The sequence below is a fragment of the Providencia sp. LY12 genome (assembly GCF_057621555.1).
This window is the reverse complement of the sequence record NZ_CM172594.1, coordinates 1683041-1700226: the sequence shown is the minus strand read 5'-3', so window position 1 is coordinate 1700226 and position 17186 is coordinate 1683041. Positions and strand designations below refer to the sequence as shown.

20 protein-coding genes are annotated in these 17186 nt (G+C 44.3%); 15 read left to right on the top strand and 5 right to left on the bottom strand.

Translation table 11 applies throughout. The features are described from left to right. Complete coding sequence (locus tag ACY3ZI_RS07810) at nt 1-1284, top strand: site-specific integrase (RefSeq protein WP_487376895.1); 1284 nt, start codon at nt 1-3, stop codon at nt 1282-1284. Between the two features lie 20 nt (nt 1285-1304). On the opposite strand, the gene fliE is transcribed toward ACY3ZI_RS07810, so the two are convergent. Next, nucleotides 1305-1616 carry a flagellar hook-basal body complex protein FliE gene (fliE, locus tag ACY3ZI_RS07805; protein ID WP_487376893.1) on the bottom strand — a complete coding sequence of 104 codons (312 nt, stop codon included), beginning with the start codon at nt 1614-1616 and terminating at the stop codon, nt 1305-1307. A gap of 250 nt (nt 1617-1866) precedes the next feature. Between fliE and fliF the strand changes: the two genes are divergently transcribed. From fliF to fliR, 13 genes are all read left to right on the top strand, one after another. Next, a complete protein-coding gene (gene fliF / locus ACY3ZI_RS07800) occupies nt 1867-3558 on the top strand; it encodes a flagellar basal-body MS-ring/collar protein FliF (RefSeq protein WP_487376891.1) in 1692 nt (563 codons plus the stop codon). After that, nucleotides 3555-4547, top strand: coding sequence for a flagellar motor switch protein FliG (gene fliG, locus ACY3ZI_RS07795; RefSeq protein ID WP_006657530.1), 993 nt, complete (start codon nt 3555-3557; stop codon nt 4545-4547). The genes fliF and fliG overlap by 4 nt, the downstream gene beginning before the upstream one ends. Further along, nucleotides 4540-5271 (top strand): flagellar assembly protein FliH, encoded by a 732-nt coding sequence (gene fliH, locus ACY3ZI_RS07790; RefSeq protein WP_036951383.1) that lies wholly within the window; start codon nt 4540-4542, stop codon nt 5269-5271. The genes fliG and fliH overlap by 8 nt, the downstream gene beginning before the upstream one ends. Next, nucleotides 5268-6632 (top strand): flagellar protein export ATPase FliI, encoded by a 1365-nt coding sequence (gene fliI / locus ACY3ZI_RS07785; protein WP_211885237.1) that lies wholly within the window; start codon nt 5268-5270, stop codon nt 6630-6632. The genes fliH and fliI overlap by 4 nt, the downstream gene beginning before the upstream one ends. An 11-nt stretch (nt 6633-6643) precedes the next feature. After that, nucleotides 6644-7087 (top strand): flagellar export protein FliJ, encoded by a 444-nt coding sequence (fliJ, locus tag ACY3ZI_RS07780; protein WP_036951388.1) that lies wholly within the window; start codon nt 6644-6646, stop codon nt 7085-7087. Beyond that, nucleotides 7088-8503, top strand: coding sequence for a flagellar hook-length control protein FliK (locus ACY3ZI_RS07775; protein ID WP_487376887.1), 1416 nt, complete (start codon nt 7088-7090; stop codon nt 8501-8503). A 162-nt stretch (nt 8504-8665) separates the two neighbouring features. Further along, complete coding sequence (fliL, locus tag ACY3ZI_RS07770) at nt 8666-9151, top strand: flagellar basal body-associated protein FliL (RefSeq protein ID WP_036951392.1); 486 nt, start codon at nt 8666-8668, stop codon at nt 9149-9151. 5 nt (nt 9152-9156) lie between these two features. Continuing rightward, nucleotides 9157-10164: a flagellar motor switch protein FliM gene (gene fliM / locus ACY3ZI_RS07765; RefSeq protein ID WP_036951396.1), complete on the top strand. Its 1008-nt coding sequence runs from the start codon at nt 9157-9159 to the stop codon at nt 10162-10164. Continuing rightward, a complete protein-coding gene (gene fliN, locus ACY3ZI_RS07760; RefSeq protein ID WP_036951399.1) occupies nt 10157-10573 on the top strand; it encodes a flagellar motor switch protein FliN in 417 nt (138 codons plus the stop codon). The genes fliM and fliN overlap by 8 nt, the downstream gene beginning before the upstream one ends. Before the next feature lie 2 nt (nt 10574-10575). After that, nucleotides 10576-11073, top strand: a complete 498-nt coding sequence (fliO, locus tag ACY3ZI_RS07755; protein ID WP_211885235.1) for a flagellar biosynthetic protein FliO — start codon at nt 10576-10578, stop codon at nt 11071-11073. Between the two features lie 12 nt (nt 11074-11085). Then, entirely contained in the window at nt 11086-11829 is a 744-nt protein-coding gene (fliP, locus tag ACY3ZI_RS07750; RefSeq protein ID WP_132494659.1) for a flagellar type III secretion system pore protein FliP, read from the top strand. A gap of 8 nt (nt 11830-11837) precedes the next feature. Beyond that, nucleotides 11838-12107, top strand: a complete 270-nt coding sequence (gene fliQ / locus ACY3ZI_RS07745) for a flagellar biosynthesis protein FliQ (RefSeq protein ID WP_036951410.1) — start codon at nt 11838-11840, stop codon at nt 12105-12107. A 2-nt stretch (nt 12108-12109) separates the two neighbouring features. Continuing rightward, nucleotides 12110-12889 carry a flagellar biosynthetic protein FliR gene (gene fliR / locus ACY3ZI_RS07740; protein WP_036951417.1) on the top strand — a complete coding sequence of 260 codons (780 nt, stop codon included), beginning with the start codon at nt 12110-12112 and terminating at the stop codon, nt 12887-12889. A gap of 68 nt (nt 12890-12957) precedes the next feature. Here the strand turns inward: fliR and ACY3ZI_RS07735 are convergent, their stop codons facing one another. Next, complete coding sequence (locus ACY3ZI_RS07735) at nt 12958-13101, bottom strand: hypothetical protein (protein ID WP_211885228.1); 144 nt, start codon at nt 13099-13101, stop codon at nt 12958-12960. Nucleotides 13102-13310: 209 nt separating this feature from the next. Here ACY3ZI_RS07735 and ACY3ZI_RS07730 point away from each other — a divergent pair, with 209 nt between their 5' ends. Further along, a complete protein-coding gene (locus ACY3ZI_RS07730; protein ID WP_487376869.1) occupies nt 13311-13556 on the top strand; it encodes a hypothetical protein in 246 nt (81 codons plus the stop codon). Nucleotides 13557-13697: 141 nt separating this feature from the next. Here the strand turns inward: ACY3ZI_RS07730 and ACY3ZI_RS07725 are convergent, their stop codons facing one another. The 3 genes from ACY3ZI_RS07725 to flgK all read right to left on the bottom strand — a co-directional run bounded on the left by ACY3ZI_RS07725 (nt 13698) and on the right by flgK (nt 17185). Then, entirely contained in the window at nt 13698-13949 is a 252-nt protein-coding gene (locus tag ACY3ZI_RS07725; protein ID WP_211885226.1) for a helix-turn-helix domain-containing protein, read from the bottom strand. 610 nt (nt 13950-14559) lie between these two features. Next, a complete protein-coding gene (gene flgL / locus ACY3ZI_RS07720; RefSeq protein WP_487376861.1) occupies nt 14560-15495 on the bottom strand; it encodes a flagellar hook-associated protein FlgL in 936 nt (311 codons plus the stop codon). 49 nt (nt 15496-15544) lie between these two features. After that, the gene (flgK, locus tag ACY3ZI_RS07715) at nt 15545-17185 is read right to left on the bottom strand and encodes a flagellar hook-associated protein FlgK (protein WP_132494655.1); all 1641 of its coding nucleotides are present in this window, start codon (nt 17183-17185) and stop codon (nt 15545-15547) included. Nucleotide 17186: the final 1 nt, after the last annotated feature.

The following is a 17186-nucleotide window of genomic DNA, read 5'->3' as shown; positions in this document are numbered from 1 at the left end:
ATGAAAATAAAATACCCAACAGGTGTTGAAGTACATGGTAAAAGCCTTCGTATATCATTCACATACAAAGGAAAAAGAGTAAGGGAAACTCTTGGGATACCTGATACACCCAAAAACAGGAAGTTAGCAGGTGAGCTAAGGACAGCCATCTGCTACAAAATAAAAACTGGCGCTTTTGATTACTCGGTTGAATTCCCTGAGTCAAAAAATATCAGCACATATAGCTCTGGCGATAGAGTAATAACCTATGGTGAATTAGCTAACAAGTGGATAGAAATTAAAAGCGTTGAAATATCGTCAAGCACATTAAAAAAGTACATTACTATTTTAAATGCAGTATCTAATTTTATTAATACAAAAAGAAACGTATCAACATTTAAAACTGAGGATATTTTATTAATACGAAATAACTTATTAACATCGCCAACTTTGGATAGAGGGCATAAAACAAACAAAATAGGCAGAACAGTTCCAACAGTAAATAACTATATTGGATTGCTTCGACATATTTTTAATTTTGCTTTTGATAATGGATATATTAGTACAAATATATTCTCATCAATAAAGCCATTGAAAAAAGATAGACCAAAACCAGATCCAATAACACAAAATGAGTTTCCTAGACTCCTTAGTGCCGCCAATAATGAGCAGTCAAGAAACATGTTAATTACATCTGTGTATACAGGATTGAGACCGGGTGAGCTTTGCTCGCTTGCTTGGGAAGATATAGATTTCACTGAGAAAACACTAACAGTAAGAAGGAATCTATCGATTGTAGGTGAATTTACATTTCCAAAAACTCAGGCAGGAACAGATAGGGTTATTTATATGCTTGACCCTGTTATTGAGTGCTTAAAATCTCAAATGGTCTTAACTAGAATGACCCAACCAGAGATTGTTAATGTATCAACAAGGGAATTCGGTAAATCAAGAGAGGATACGTGCACTTTTGTTTTTCAACCAAACATCGTTGCAGCGAATGGGTTGAAAACAAAATTCTACTCTCCGGGTGGATTTGGTCAAATATGGAACTATCTGGTAAGAAAGTCAGGGATTAGACACAGGAAAGCGTATCAGACAAGGCACACGTACGCATGTTGGATGCTATCAGCCGGAGCCAACCCTGCATTCATTGCAACGCAAATGGGGCACGCATCATCAAAAATGGTTCATGATGTATATGGTGCATGGATGACAGAAAATGATGCTAGCCAAATTGATATTTTGAATAGAAATGCCCCATCACTGCCCCACAAAGGCAATGACAAGGCAGTTAATTCATAATATTCAAATAGATAAACCAATCACACTGGCATTGGCATGATCTCTTGATACGCTGCTACCAGCTTATTACGCACCTGAATGCCCATTTGTAGGCTCAAGCTGGCTTTTTGCATATCGACCATCACATCATTTAATGAAACATCCGGCTTACCGAGGGTAAAATCTTGCACTTTCTGCGCAGATTGTACGCGGGTTTCATTGATTTGGTTCACAGATGCCACTAAATGATCGGCAAAACCCACCGGCTCTACAACGGGTTTGGTGTTATGTGCCGCTTGCGTTGCCACCACATTTAATTGGGAAACCACCCCTTCAATCGCTTGAATCGTCATTCTGTTCTCTTCGGTTAGTCGATAAGTTGAGCAAAAAATTGCCGTCACGAATTTTAGTTTGCCTACCCTACCACACCGTTTTTTACTTGAAGCCGATAAATAACACCAAAATTATAGGCTGATTCCGTCATTAGATTGCATCAAGACAATAAATAATAGCAGCGTAAAAAAATGAGGTTACGAAGAGGGAAATAAGATTGTTTCACCAAACGTATATTCATCCGTTTAGTTTGCATAGCAGGGAATATTTATGAGTACCGCATCTAAAGATACGGGGGAGGCCAAAAAAGGTTTTGCCTCACTGATCGAAAGCATCAAAGCCGACCCTAAAATACCATTAATTATTGCCGGTGCTGCTGCGATATCTATTATTGTCGCCCTGCTCCTCTGGTTCCGTAGCCCTGACTACCGTGTGCTACTGAGTAACCTGAGTGCAAAAGATGGTGGCGATATTGTCGGTCAATTGACCCAGATGAACGTCCCTTATCAAATCGCGGATAACGGCAGCGCTATTCTTGTGCCTGCTGATAAAGTCCATGAATTACGTTTGAAACTGGCGCAATCAGGTCTACCGAAAGGTGGCAATACCGGTTTTGAACTGCTTGATAAAGAACAATTTGGTATCAGCCAATTTAGCGAGCAAATCAACTATCAGCGCGCCCTTGAAGGCGAGCTGTCTCGCACCATCGAATCCCTCAGCCCAGTTCAAAGCGCTCGAGTCCATTTGGCTATTCCTAAACCAACCTTATTTGTCCGTGAACAAAAACTGCCGACCGCCTCGGTCACTGTCGGTTTATTGCCAGGCAGAATGTTGGATGAAGGGCAAATTAGCGCCATCGTCCATATGGTTTCAAGCAGCGTAACCGGCTTAACCGCCGCAAACGTGATCATTGTCGACCAAACAGGCCGCCTGCTGACCAATAACGACAACAGCCAACAATCTGCCAATAGCGCACAAATCAAAATGACCAAAGAGATGGAAGCCCATCTTAAAGAGCGCATTGAAGATATTCTGTCGCCATTAGTCGGTCGTGCCAATATTCACGCGCAAGTCACCGCGCAAATGGACTTCTCAAAAGTTGAGCAGACGTCTGAAGAGTACAAGCCAAATCAAACCCCTGATGCCGCTGCGGTTCGCTCTCGCCAGAATAGCGAAAGCCTGCAAAACAGCAACGGTGGCCCAAGTGGCGTACCCGGTGCATTATCAAACCAACCGGCCAGCGCACCAAGTGCACCGATTGAGGCTAATAAAGAAAGCACTGATGGAAAAACTGCTGGAAATACCCGTAATGGCACCCTTAATACCCAGCGTGATGAAACCACAAACTACGAAGTGGATCGCAAAATCAGTCACACACAGCGCCAAATTGGTGTCGTTGATCGACTGTCTGTTGCGGTGATCGTCAATTACCAATCCCAAGAAGGTGAGAAAGGTCCAGAAATGAAGCCGCTCCCACCGGAAATGTTGCAGCAAATTGATGCATTAACCCGTGAAGCGATGGGCTATTCCGCGCAGCGTGGCGACTCCATCAATATCACCAACTCCTTATTTACTGACGATACTCCAGTGGTTGAAGAGCCATCGTTATTGAATAACCCACAGGTGATTGGTCAAGCTTTAGATTACGGCAAAATCTTGCTGATTGCGTTGATTGCGTGGTTTATGTGGCGCTTTGGTATCAAACCTCAGTGGGTGAAATATCGCAAAACTCAACAAGCGCAAATCGATGCAGAAATCTCTATTGCCAATGCATCTCAAGTTAAAGCGCCGTTCGTGGTGGAAGAAGAAATTAGTGAAGATATGGACGAGAAAACCCGTCGCCGTCTTACTCGCCAACGTGTTAGCGCTGAAATTCAAAGCCAGCGTATTCGTGAAATGGCAGAGAAAGACCCACAAGTTGTGGCAATGGTTATCCGTCAGTGGTTAGGAAAATCCCAATGAATTTAACTGGAACAGAAAAAAGCGCCGTGATGTTGATGACACTCGGCGAAGATCAGGCAGCTGAAGTGTTTAAGCACCTGAATCCCAAAGAGGTTCAGCAATTGAGTATGGCGGTGTCCAACATGCGCCAAATCTCCAACAACGAACTGGCGGAAGTGCTCACCGAGTTTGAAGAGTCGGCAATTCAGTTTGCCGCCTTAAATATCAACACCAACGACTATCTGCGTTCGGTGTTGGTCAAAGCCCTTGGGGAAGAACGTGCTGCCAGCCTGTTAGAAGATATTTTCGAGAAGCAAGAGACCACCTCGGGTATCGAAAGCCTCAACTATATGGAGCCACAAACGGTTGCCGATATTATTCGCGACGAGCATCCGCAAATCATCGCCACAATCTTGGTTCACTTAAAACGCAACTTAGCGGCCGATGTTTTAGAACTGTTCGAAGAGCGTCAGCGTAACGACATTATGCTGCGTATCGCAACATTTGGTGGTGTTCAGCCAGCCGCATTAGCTGAGCTGACCGAAGTTCTGAACAACCTGCTAGACGGTCAGAACCTCAAACGCAGCAAAATGGGTGGCATAAGAACCGCGGCAGAAATTATCAACCTGATGAAAAATCAGCAAGAAGAAAGCGTTATCGATGCCATGCGTGATTACGATGGTGAGCTGGCTCAACGCATTATCGACGAAATGTTCCTATTCGAAAACCTTATCGAAGTGGACAACCGCAGCATTCAGCGCATTCTGCAAGACGTGTCTACCGACTCGCTGGTTATTGCCCTCAAAGGCAGCAACCAAGCTCTACGCGACCATTTCCTCAACAATATGGCAGCGCGTGCAGCCGAGATTGTTCGCGACGACCTGGAATCTCGAGCACCAGTCCGTATGTCACAAGTGGAAACCGAGCAGAAGGCTATTCTGATGATTGTTCGCCGCTTAATGGAGAAAGGCGAAATCGCGATTGGTGGTGGAGACGACGTGTATGTCTAATACATCCAAAAATAATCAGCAGTGGCAGCCTTGGCAGTTACGGGAACTTAATCAATGGGATCTGAATTCATCGGCTATTCCGCCGTTGAATGACGTTCCTGAGCCAAACACGCCGAAAGTCCCCTGCTTAGAGCCAAAAGAAGTGCTCGAGCAGATCAACTTGCTGGATAACATCAAAGAGGATGCCCAGAAAACGGGCTTTCAACAAGGCTTTGAAAAAGGTCAAAAAGAGGGTTATCAAGCTGGTTTTACGGAAGGTTTACGTTCTGGTGAGCAGCAAGGGAGCGAGCAAGCCCTCGCTCTTCAGCAACCGGTAATTGAAACGTGGCAGAAACTGTTATCAGAATTTCACTATTCGCTAGATACTTTTGACACTGTCGTTACTACCAAATTACTGCAAATCGCGCTAACTGCCGCGAAGCAAGTGTTAGGGCAATCTACCGTGTGCGATGGTACCGCGCTGTTAGAAGAAATTAGCCATTTAATGCAACAAAAACCGATATTTGCGAGCCAGCCTGAACTGCATGTGAACCCGAATCATGTGGCGCTTATCGAACAACACTTAGGCTCATTGTTAGACTTGAATGGCTGGCGCTTAGTCGCCGACCCAAGCCTGCATATGGGTGGCTGTCGCGTGGTCGCTGAAGATGGTGAAATTGATATGACCGTAGCCACTCGCTGGCAAGAATTATGCCGTCTGTATGCACCGGAGAGCTTGTCATGACTGCGAGACTCGGCCGTTGGATAGCGTCTCTTGATGACTTAGAGTCACGCATGAAAGGCATTCCGATGGTACGCCGCTATGGACGTTTGACCAAAATTACCGGTCTCGTGATGGAAGCCGAAGGCATTAAGATGCCTTTAGGCGCCACCTGCTATATCGAACGCATTATTAATGGTGGCACTGACGAAGTTGTCTGCGAAGTGGTTGGCTTTAACGGCCCTCGCATGTTGTTGATGCCGCTCTCCGACCTCGAAGGTATTTCCCCGGGTGCGCGCGTGTATGCGCAAACTTCGGGAGAAGACGGACAAACGAGTCGCCTACTGCCACTCGGCAATGAATTACTTGGGCGCGTATTAGATGCACAAGGCACTCCATTAGATGGCAAAGGACCACTGGAAACCAAACAACGTGCGCCGCTAATCACGCCATCCATCAACCCGCTAGAGCGTACACCAATCCACGATATTTTAGATGTGGGCGTACGAGCGATTAACTCGCTGTTAACTGTCGGTCGCGGTCAACGTATGGGGCTGTTTGCAGGCTCTGGCGTCGGTAAAAGCGTCTTACTCGGCATGATGGCGCGTTTCACTCAAGCGGATATTATTGTCGTTGGGTTGATCGGTGAGCGTGGGCGCGAAGTTAAAGACTTTATTGAAAATATCTTAGGTGCTGAAGGGTTACGCCGTGCCGTTGTCGTCGCCGCGCCTGCGGATGTTTCGCCGTTACTGAGAATGCAAGGGGCATCTTACGCTACCCGCATCGCAGAATATTTCCGTGATCAAGGTAAAAGCGTATTGCTTATCATGGATTCACTCACACGCTACAGCATGGCACAGCGTGAAATCGCGCTTGCTGTCGGTGAACCTCCAGCAACCAAAGGCTATCCACCGTCCGTGTTTGCAAAATTACCTGCATTGGTTGAGCGTGCTGGTAATGGTAAAAACGGCGGTTCGATTACCGCGTTTTATACTGTATTGACCGAAGGGGATGACCAACAAGACCCGATTGCCGACTCCGCTCGCGCTATTTTAGATGGGCACATTGTTCTGTCACGCTCATTGGCAGAATCTGGGCACTACCCTGCCATTGATATTGAAGCATCCATTAGCCGTGCAATGACGGAACTTATCGCCAAAGAACATTATCGCAAAATCCAGCGCTTTAAACAGCTCACGTCCAGCTATCAACGCAACCGTGACCTGATTAACGTCGGCGCTTATGCCATGGGTAGCGACCCAATGCTCGATACCGCAATTCAGTATTACCCAAGAATGTCGAAGTTTTTACAGCAAGATATTGATGAACGTTGTGATTATCAAACCGCTTGTGAACAACTGTCTCATGTTGTTCCCAATGAATAACGAGGAATGCGATGTCCAATAGTCATGCATTAGCGACCTTACTGAGCTTAGCAGAAGATGCCTCAGAGGAAGCGGCTAAAGTCCTTGCTCAAGTCCGCCAAACGCACACGCAAATGGCGGAGCAATTGCACATGTTGGAAAACTATCAGTCGGAATATCGGCAGAAATTAAACCAAACGTTGCACACGGGCATGGACTCGGACAAATGGCAAAACTATCAGCAATTTCTTGTGACCTTGGAGCTAACTATTGAGCAGCAACAGCAACAGTTAACGCTCTGGGAACAACGTGTCAGTGACGCCAATCGTCATTGGCAAGAAAAACAGCAACGCGTCAATGCGTTCGATACCTTGATCCAGCGTGCAGAACACACTCAAAGCCAACGTCAAAATCGCTTAGAGCAGAAACAGATGGATGAATTTGCTCAACGCGCGACTTTACGGAGAACCCAATAAATGGACGTCAATGCAAACCTGTTACCGGTTGCCCCTGCCGCTAATGCAGCGAAAGAACAGCCGCGAGACAAGCAGATTGATGAAAATCAAGCGCCTGCCGTACCCTTTCAGGCAGTCCTTGAAAACCAGCAATTGCCAGAAAAAAATGGCGATAGCGCCCTGACTCTTAATGGCAGTGCTAACGAAACGCCTTTGAACCAACAGATCAGTGAGCAAAAACAATCTGATGCAGCCACTGCCGCCTCAGAAAAATCCACTGACGCGCCATTAGCAACGGACAAAATTGCGACCACAGAAAATCAGTTAACTCAAAAACAACAAGCTGAAAATACCTTAGCACAGCTGAATTTCCGCCGTGACCTCAATGCACAATCACCACTGCAAGCGGAGCTATTAACAGGTAAACAAGGCGAGGAACACGCCTTAATTAGCCAATTAAAACAAGCCATGGATGAGCGTATTCAAGCGGCCGCTAACCCGCAAACCAGTGCGGAGAAATCCTCTGCAACTCCGTTCACTCAAACACTGCAACAACTGACAGATGTGGCGCGTAACGTGACGCCATTTGATGATAAAACCTTGGCTGGAGCACAATTGCAGCTCGCCGGGGAAGCCGATGAACCGACACTCGCTTTAATGAGCAAAAAAGAGGTCGGTGAGCGTCGCGATCAAGCGTTATTTGCACTAGATAATCCACGCACAATCCCAACAAAAGATCTGAATCAAGATGCGATGTCGCTCGGTAAAAAAGCGCCAGGCACAGAATCATTGTCACAAATCGCCAGTGCAACGGCTGAAAATACCCAGAATCTGCAAAACAGTGCTAAAGGGGCTTTTAGTGTTCAAACTGAAAGCAGCGCATTTAACAATACAGCGACGCCTTCTGTAACGCATGTAGCCGGTATTATGGCGACACCATCTGCCACACCAATGCCAACGGCAACGCCTGCAATGCCAACGCCAACCATGAACCTTGCTGTACCATTTGGTACTGAAGCTTGGCAACAACAACTTAGCCAACAAATGCTGTTTTTCTCTCGCCAAGGGGTTTCTCAAGCGCAAATTCGCTTACATCCTGAAGAGTTAGGTTCCCTAAATGTGCATTTACGTATCGAAGATAATCAAGCCGTGATGCACTTTGTTTCTCCACATAGCCATGTTCGTGCTGCAATGGAAAGCATGATGCCAGTCCTGCGCAGTGCATTGCAGGAAAGTGGTATTCATTTAGCGCAAGGCTCTGTGGGACAAGATAATTTTAGCGGTCAATCAAACGCGGAACAGCAATCTCGCCAACATGATGGGCAAATTCAGCCAACCCATCCAACAATGGGCGCGGTTGGTATCAGTGAATCTCATGCCAGCGTGAGTGGGGTTAAATTGCCAACACATCAAGGTGGAATTAATACCTTTGCCTAAGAAATAATCTAATGGCGGTAATTTCAGGTCTAAAGCGTCGAGTTACCGCCTTTTTGTTTCGTTTTTCACTCCTTTAACTCTTCCCAATCTAGGGATAATGCTAGAGATCATAAAGTATAAAACTCCGTATGGGTTTGGCATTTACAACAGGAATTTTGCAACATGTCGTCTTCACGCAATCAATCTAAACGTTCGAACAAAGGGTTAATTTTACTGTTTGCCCTCATCGCCTTAGCCGGTGCAGGTTTCGGTGGTTACAGCTGGTGGACGACAAAACAAGAGGCGCAGGAGACTGCGAATGGGGAAGAAAAACGCCCAAATATGCCTCAACCGATTTTTATGGAATTAGAACCGTTTACCGTTAACCTGCCAGGGGTAAACAATGCGGCAGATCGCGTGCTCTATATCCACATCACCTTACGTCTAGCGAATGAAAAGTCGCGTAAGCAACTTCATGAATACCTACCAGAAGTGCGTAGCCGCCTACTGTTATTGCTGTCAGAACAGCAATCTAAAAACATGGGTACTAACGAAGGTAAGTTGCAATTAATGAAAGATATTAAGGGGACACTTACCCCTACCCTGATCCCAGGCGATACCGATCAGGATATTTCAGACGTGTTATTTACTACTTTTATTCTGCGATAAGACCCATGAGCGATAATATTTTATCTCAGGCTGAAATTGATGCGCTACTCAATGATGACGCGCCATCAAGCGAGCAGCCATCCACGGATCTTCAAGGCAAAGACAACGTTCGCCCTTATGACCCGAATACCCAACGTCGGGTATTTCGCGAACGTATGCAGTCCTTGGAAATTATTAATGAGCGTTTTGCCCGCCAGTTTCGTATGGGGTTATTTAACATGTTGCGCCGCAGCCCAGATATCACGGTTGGTGCCATCAAAATCGAACCTTATCATGAATTTGCGCGTAACTTGCCAGTTCCAACTAACCTAAACTTGATCCACATGCCACCGCTTCGCGGCACCGCATTGTTCACTTTTGAACCTGCGTTAGTGTATATCGCCGTGGATAACCTGTTTGGGGGAGATGGTCGATTCCCTGTCCGTTCTGAAGGCAAAGAATTTACCAATACAGAACAACGTATTATCAACCGTATGCTGAAGCTGGCTTTAGGCGCTTACCGTGATGCGTGGAAGCCAATTGCTGACGTGGAAGTCGAGTATGTGCGTTCTGAAATCCAAGTTAAATTCACCAACATCACCACTTCCCCGAACGATATCGTGGTGACAACCCCGTTCTTAGTGGAAATTGGTAATACCGTCGGTGAGTTCAGTATCTGTATTCCTATTGCCATGATTGAACCATTGCGTGAACGGTTAATTAACCCACCAATGGAGCAAGGGCATCAAGAAAATGAAGCGTGGGTAACCAATTTAGTCACGCAAGTAAAACGTTCAGAACTTGAACTGATTGCCAATTTGGTTGAGATCCCGCTGCGTATTTCTCGCTTACTGCAATTGCAAAAAGGGGATGTGCTCCCTATCGAGAAACCTGACCGTCTTATCGTCAATGTTGATGGCGTGCCAGTATTAACCAGTCAATACGGTACCCAAAACGGCCAGTATGCGCTGCGTGTGGAACATTTGATTAATCCTGTTTTAAACACTCTAGATGAGGAAAGTACCAATGAGTGAGGCGAAGAATTCTCTTGATGCATCAACCAACCACAATGAAGAGGATCTGTGGGCTGAGGCGCTGGAACAGCAAAAACAAGCGGAATCCGCCTCCGCAGGTATGCAAAATTTCGATAATTTCGATGGGCAAAATCCATTAAATCAGTTATCTGATGTCGATATGATCATGGATATTCCGGTTCGCCTATCAGTGGAACTGGGTCGCACTAAAATGACGATTAAAAAATTGCTGAGCCTGTCTCAAGGTTCTGTGGTTTCTTTAGATGGCTTAGCTGGTGAACCACTGGATATCCTGATCAACGGCTATTTGATTGCCCAAGGTGAAGTGGTCGTGGTGTCTGACAATTATGGTATTCGTATCACTGACATCATCACACCATCAGAACGTATGCGCCGCTTGAGCCGTTAAAAATGTCTGACGAAACAGCCGCACCTTTGCAAACCGAGGCATCCTTGCAGACACCACCTTCACAGATTGATTCGGCGCACACTCAAAAGCCTTTTTTGACCAGCACCGTCAGCAGCGAAGGTAACTCTGCACAAGCTATCAACCAAAATGATAGCTTAGCACAGATTTCAGGGGCACTTGGCGGGATCATTTTACTGATCTTACTGGGTGCATGGCTGTTTAAGACATTTGGGTTTGGACGTAATCCGCTTGTTAAGCAGCAACTGATTAATGTGAAAGGTCGTTGTACTCTGGGTGGCAAAGAGCGCGTTGTCGTGGTGGAAGTGAATAACGAATATTTAGTGCTAGGCGTCACATCACAATCCGTGAATTTGCTGCACCAGTACCCTGCACCACTAGAAAATGATGTTGTGAACTTTGCCTCTGAACCGTTAACGTTTCAGTCGATTTTCAAGAAAAAACAGGATGCTGCTAACGCTGTAGCACCTGAAAAACAGTAACCGGAAGCGCCCATGTCACCTTTAAAACCTGCTGCCATTATCAGCGCTCTGTTACTTGTTCTGCCACAATCTGCCTCTGCGGCATTGCCTGCCGTGATCAGCCATACATTAGCCGATGGTGGTCAATCCTGGTCGTTGCCCGTTCAAACGTTACTGTTTTTAACCTTGCTGGGTTTTATCCCTGCAATGTTGCTGATGATGACCAGTTTTACCCGTATTATCATCGTATTAGGGTTACTCCGTAACGCCCTAGGTACTCCGTCAGCACCACCGAACCAAGTCTTATTAGGCTTAGCTTTATTTCTCACATTCTTTGTGATGTCCCCGGTTGCCGATCAGGTTTATCGCGAGGCATATCAACCTTTTAGCGAAGATAAAATTAGCCTAGAAACCGCATTAGAAAAAGGCACTGCGCCACTGCGTACCTTTATGCTTGGGCAAACCCGTGAATCTGATTTAGCGCTGTTTGCGCGTATCGCCAAGGTGGGTGATATCCAAGAAGCCAAAGATGTGCCAATGCGCATTTTAATTCCGGCGTTTATTACCAGTGAGCTAAAAACGGCATTCCAGATTGGTTTTACTATCTTTATCCCATTTTTGATTATCGACTTAGTGGTTGCCAGCGTATTGATGGCGTTGGGGATGATGATGGTGCCACCTGCAACGGTTTCATTGCCGTTTAAGCTAATGCTATTTGTGTTAGTCGATGGCTGGCAGTTACTACTCGGTTCCCTTTCCCAAAGCTTTTTTAATTAGGAGCACATATGACACCTGAATCTGTAATGGCAATGGGAACAGAAGCGATGAAAATCGCATTGATGCTGGCGGCGCCTTTGCTGCTAGCCGCACTGGCAGCGGGTTTGATTATCAGCCTGCTACAAGCGGCTACCCAAGTGAACGAAATGACGTTGTCGTTTATCCCTAAGATTTTATCGGTAATTGCGGTATTAATCATCGCGGGACCTTGGATGCTAAACCTGCTTACGGACTATATCCGCACATTGTTTAGTAACTTACCGTTTATCATTGGCTGATCATGTTAACCATTACCAGCGAAACCCTCACGCTATGGTTAAGCCAAGGTTTTTATCCTTTTGTTCGCCTTTTAGCCCTGTTTGGTACCGCCCCGTTTTTTAATGAAAAACAGGCTATCAGTAAGGTACGTATCGCCCTCGCATTTTTTACCGTTTTAGTCATTTCTCCACAATTGCCTGTCGCAACCATTCCACTATTTTCAGCGATGGGATTATGGGTGTGTGTACAACAAATCGTGATTGGTGCCGCCATGGGATTAACCATGCAGATGGCTTTCGCCGCGGTACGTCATGCGGGGGAAGTGATTGGTTTACAGATGGGATTGTCATTCGCGACGTTCTTTGACCCGACCGGCGGTCCCAATATGCCGATCCTTGGACGAATTTTAAATTTAATCACGCTGCTGCTGTTTTTGTCGTTCGATGGGCATTTGTGGCTGATTTATATTCTGACAAACTCATTTGAGCTGATCCCTATCCAAACCGCCCCTCTTCACCGTGATGGTTTTTGGGTATTTTTGCAATTTGCGAATACCATTTTTATCAATGGGTTAATGCTCGCTCTGCCGTTTATTACGCTGTTTTTAATCCTCAACTTATCCCTCGGTATTTTAAACCGAATGACGCCGCAATTATCGGTGTTTGTGGTGGGTTTCCCTCTCACATTAACTATTGGTATCAGCATGTTGGGGCTGATTATTTCTATCCTTCCACGCTATACAGAACGCCTGATCCATCAAGCGTTTGAGCAGCTGTCGTTGATGTTTAATTTGTGGGTTTGAGGTTGACCTACAGACTTGTAATCAGTAGGTCACCCAAGTAATGTTAGCCATTCATTTTACTCAGTCTACTAGCTTTCAAAAAAGTCATTTTCGTCTTCTAGCTCTAATATAACTATCTCCACCGACGTATTACTTCGCTCTTCTATTTCGTAAGCTCTACGATATTCTAGTTTTTTCATCCATTCACTATGTAATTCTGCATGAGTTTTCATTTCTTTCTCCAATAATATTGAAATAAAGAACAATTAATTATTTCGATAAAATCAATTTTTATTAAAACTAGATAATATAAAGCACAGTCTACTTTTATATAAAAAATGAGCCTAATTTTTTAGTTTGAAAAAGCCAATAAATATTGCTAAATTTTCACTGATGAAAATCAGACCTTGCTAACACAACCATTAGATTAGGTAACATATCTATGATACCAAATAAAATTACCATCCTAGTTAATCATTCAATTTACCCTGTTATTGGTACAAATTATTCTCGTCAAAACCACGAACGTACAATTAAATTAATAGAGTATTTAATTGAATATGAACCTGACCATTCACTAATTGAAATCATGTGTAATAGAATTAATTTTTACGAGGAAAATGCCATGGAGTTTTCCAATTTCAATATATCACTGAAAGCTAAAGCAAAGCCGAATACATTAATCTAAATTAGATACAATTTTTAGATTTAATTAAAACATTTTCACCTTCTTATATTATTTATATTACTTCATAATTAATTATTGAAGGCATATTCATTTCAACTAGATTACCATCTATAGCAGCAACAGCATCTGGGTTTTCAACACTCACCACTCCTTATCCCAGCCTTTAACCTCACCTAGTGTTGAACCTCGCTCTACTACACGAAGCTCCAACTCTAAGGAAGCAAGAATTTTGAATAATGTTCCAAGTTTTGTTGACTCCGGTTTGCTTTCAAAATCTGAGACCGTAGCCTGCTTAATTCCCACTAGTTCAGCAGTTTCTGCTTGAGTCAATTTGCTTTTCTTACGATATTCACGAATTGTGGTAGATAGCATAAGGGGAGTTGTTATTTTCATTTTACCTCCGACAATTATCATTTCTTTTATACCCTATAAAGGCTAAAAGAAAATTACCCCCTAAAGGGGATAAATCAAGAATATCCTCCGTAAGGGATAAAGTACGTTCTATGGTGATAAATAAAAAAGAGTTATATCGGGTAATTAACTGGATGCGCTATTCATGTTTTTTATATTTATACATCTAAGCTGCCTATGTGGCAGTGAACGTTGGATTGTGCCTATCGCGACAGGTTATCAATTTCTAAGCTGCCTGTACGGCAGTGAACTATAACTTATCAGAGATAAAACAAATCACAACAACCGATTAGCGCAAAATACACCAAAATACCTTCCGTTTTCAGTTAACAAATAACCTATTGTTTACTCAGCAATTTATTAAAAAGCAAAAAACAAAGGTCAAATTTATCGTGAAAAATACTATAAGCCAACAACAGAAAAATAAACTCTGTTATTTCGAACGAGAAAAGCGGAAATATAGATTGGAATATAAATATTAAAACGCTAAAAAATTAGGCGAGAAAAATCAGAAGGGAAAATTGAAAATAATCTCAGAAGAAAACCCGCACCCGATACACATGCCACTGCTACAGGGTGCGGTAAAAATCAATTAACGGCCGCCAAATAATGACATGCTGTTTAGATCTTTGAAAATATCTTGAGAAGCTTGGAACATCGCCTTCTCTTTATAATAATCCGTTGTGGCTGCGGTCCAGTTAGTCTCTAACAACTCACTTTTACGTGCCGAATTCTGGATTGAACGGGTATCCGCTAAGAAATCAAGTTTATCAATTTCTTGCAGCTGTAAACCCTGCTTCGCTTCGATATTGGAAATTTGATCCAATGCCGCTTTGATACCACGGTTAGCCGTGTCTATACCCGCTTGCGCTCTGTCTAAATCCGCTTGCGGTGCATTTTCTTGTGGAATGCCCAGCGCTTTGATGCCTTCGTTCAATGCTTTAAACACATTGACCATCCCCCCACCATCGGTTTCAAACACTTGTGCACCTGTGAAATAGGTAGTCATTTCACGCTCACTCGCGACGTTCTGAGTGATTGGCTTATCGCCACCGTGGTACAGCACCTCACCGTCAGCATCAATTTCAAATGGCGGCTTATCGGATTTAAAGCCTGCAAAAATATAGCGACCATTACCGTCGGTGGTGTTACCCAGGGCAACCAATTGATCTTTTAGACCAGTCAGTTGCTCAGCCAGTGAGTTTCGGTCTTTATCACTCAGAGCACCTTGGTTAGAGGCTTGAATGATAGTGGTATCGATTTGCGTCGTGACATCCGTCATTTGAGTCAGAATACTCATTTGCAGCGTCATACCTGTTTTCGCGAAACCACGGCTGGTCACATATTGCTGGTTACGGTTTTCAGACTGGTTAATACGCACGGCTTGGGATGACGCTTGCGGGTCATCCGAAGGCTTATTTACGCGGTGTCCTGAAGCTATTTGGCTCCCTGCCTCCATCCAACGAGATTGGGCGCTATTCATGTCCTGCAAGCGTTGATGGAAAATCATATTGGTACTTAAACGCATCGCTTAAATCCTTATTAAATTCTGATTAAAACCCAGTATTTTTAATTAATTAGAACGCACGCATTAATGCATTGAATAAATCATCAACCGTCTTTAATACCTGAGCATTAGCATTAAAGAATTGCTGAATTTTTTGCATCTGAATGCTCTCTTCATTCATGTTGACCCCTGAAATTTCTTGCTCTTGGCGATAGAAACTTTCGGTCATTTTATTCTGGGTTTCAGAATCAATTTGCGCTTGCTTAGTGCGGCTTCCCACATCATTGACTAATGTTGCGTAAAAATCAGAGAACGTCGAGCCACCATCAATCAGTTTTTGATCTTGCAGCTTAACTAACTCTTTGATGTTTTCGTTATCTCCTGGACCACCATCTTTGCTGCCTGCTTTTGCAAACTGCGAAGAATCCGTCACTAGCGTTGACATACTGTTAATCACGCCATTCATCGGTTTAACGACGAAAGTATCTCCTTGTGCAGGAGAATTGGTCGTGATTTTGAGTTCAATACCTTCAAATTTCAGTGAGCCTGGAGTGCTAGTATCAACTTTGACGTCAACGCCATCTGGTAAACGGGTCACATTCCATTTGCCGCCATCAAAACGCATTTCATAGTTTTTGCCCGTCACTTGAGAAACATCGCTGTAACTCAGGTCAAAGTCAGTTTTGCCAGTATTGTAGGTGTTGCTGACCACAGAGCCTTTACCAATCGCGAAAAAGTCTTTGCCAGTTTCGCCATTAGAATCAAAGCCTTTTTGGTGGATTTCATTAAATTTAGTCGCGAAAACTAACGCTAATTTATTGATTTTTTGATAAGCAGGGTCGAGCACTTCTTGGCGTGAACGCAAAATACCGCTCAATTCACCGCCTTTGAACGCTTCGTCAGGAATTTCACGAACTTGGTCATTCGCACCCACAAAACCAATACTAAAACGGCTGTCATCTTTTGAAGATGGCACCGCTTCTAAGCGGTTAGCTTTTTCGCCCGTGACTAACGGTAAACCGTTGGCAAAGGTCACGTTGTAGTTACCATTTTGCTCGATAACTTTAACGCCAACTAGCGAGTTAACTTCATTCACTAAGCGGTCACGCACATCCAGCAGGTCATTAGGCTCTGAACCACTGACGGAGCGCACGCGCGCGATTTGTTGGTTTAATCCCGCAATTTTTTCTGCGTAGATGTTGATATCTTTCACCTTATTTTCAATTTGGCGGTTGATATCACGTTCCATCTCTTGCAGTTGCTTATCAGCTTCTTTGAATTGAGAAACTAACGCGTTGGATTGACCTAAGAAAACATCAAGCAGCGTTTTGTCGCTCGCATCACTGCTAGCTGTATCCAGCGCAGTAAAGAAGCTTCCGATGCTACCAGACAAGTCTTCGACATCGTTTGTCAGCAAATCATCAACTTTGTTGCAGTTTTTCACATACGCTTCGAAATCACCGCTACGCGCGCGGGATTGGCTATATTGCGCATTAACAAATTCATCAAACTCACGGCGAACATGGCTGAAATAGGTGCCGTTACCAAAATAACCATTAGGTGTCATCGTACCGGGATTCTCCCCGAAAACAGCACTTTGGCGGTGATAGTAACCTACGCCGGCGTTCGCTAAGTTGTTAGAAATAACACTTAACCCGCCTTGCGCAGCGTTCACACCACTGAGCGCATTATTCATTACATTGTTCAGCATA

Coding starts and splice junctions, on each gene's coding strand:
- ACY3ZI_RS07775 (WP_487376887.1), top strand. CDS start 7,088: ATGGACGTCAATGCAAACCTGTTACCGGTTGCCCCTGCCGCTAATGCA.
- fliM (WP_036951396.1), top strand. CDS start 9,157: ATGAGCGATAATATTTTATCTCAGGCTGAAATTGATGCGCTACTCAAT.
- fliN (WP_036951399.1), top strand. CDS start 10,157: ATGAGTGAGGCGAAGAATTCTCTTGATGCATCAACCAACCACAATGAA.
- fliL (WP_036951392.1), top strand. CDS start 8,666: ATGTCGTCTTCACGCAATCAATCTAAACGTTCGAACAAAGGGTTAATT.
- flgL (WP_487376861.1), bottom strand. CDS start 15,495: ATGCGTTTAAGTACCAATATGATTTTCCATCAACGCTTGCAGGACATG.
- ACY3ZI_RS07735 (WP_211885228.1), bottom strand. CDS start 13,101: ATGAAAACTCATGCAGAATTACATAGTGAATGGATGAAAAAACTAGAA.
- fliQ (WP_036951410.1), top strand. CDS start 11,838: ATGACACCTGAATCTGTAATGGCAATGGGAACAGAAGCGATGAAAATC.
- fliP (WP_132494659.1), top strand. CDS start 11,086: ATGTCACCTTTAAAACCTGCTGCCATTATCAGCGCTCTGTTACTTGTT.
- fliH (WP_036951383.1), top strand. CDS start 4,540: ATGTCTAATACATCCAAAAATAATCAGCAGTGGCAGCCTTGGCAGTTA.
- ACY3ZI_RS07810 (WP_487376895.1), top strand. CDS start 1: ATGAAAATAAAATACCCAACAGGTGTTGAAGTACATGGTAAAAGCCTT.
- fliG (WP_006657530.1), top strand. CDS start 3,555: ATGAATTTAACTGGAACAGAAAAAAGCGCCGTGATGTTGATGACACTC.
- ACY3ZI_RS07725 (WP_211885226.1), bottom strand. CDS start 13,949: ATGAAAATAACAACTCCCCTTATGCTATCTACCACAATTCGTGAATAT.
- fliF (WP_487376891.1), top strand. CDS start 1,867: ATGAGTACCGCATCTAAAGATACGGGGGAGGCCAAAAAAGGTTTTGCC.
- fliI (WP_211885237.1), top strand. CDS start 5,268: ATGACTGCGAGACTCGGCCGTTGGATAGCGTCTCTTGATGACTTAGAG.
- flgK (WP_132494655.1), bottom strand. CDS start 17,185: ATGCTGAACAATGTAATGAATAATGCGCTCAGTGGTGTGAACGCTGCG.
- fliE (WP_487376893.1), bottom strand. CDS start 1,616: ATGACGATTCAAGCGATTGAAGGGGTGGTTTCCCAATTAAATGTGGTG.
- fliO (WP_211885235.1), top strand. CDS start 10,576: ATGTCTGACGAAACAGCCGCACCTTTGCAAACCGAGGCATCCTTGCAG.
- fliR (WP_036951417.1), top strand. CDS start 12,110: ATGTTAACCATTACCAGCGAAACCCTCACGCTATGGTTAAGCCAAGGT.
- ACY3ZI_RS07730 (WP_487376869.1), top strand. CDS start 13,311: ATGATACCAAATAAAATTACCATCCTAGTTAATCATTCAATTTACCCT.
- fliJ (WP_036951388.1), top strand. CDS start 6,644: ATGTCCAATAGTCATGCATTAGCGACCTTACTGAGCTTAGCAGAAGAT.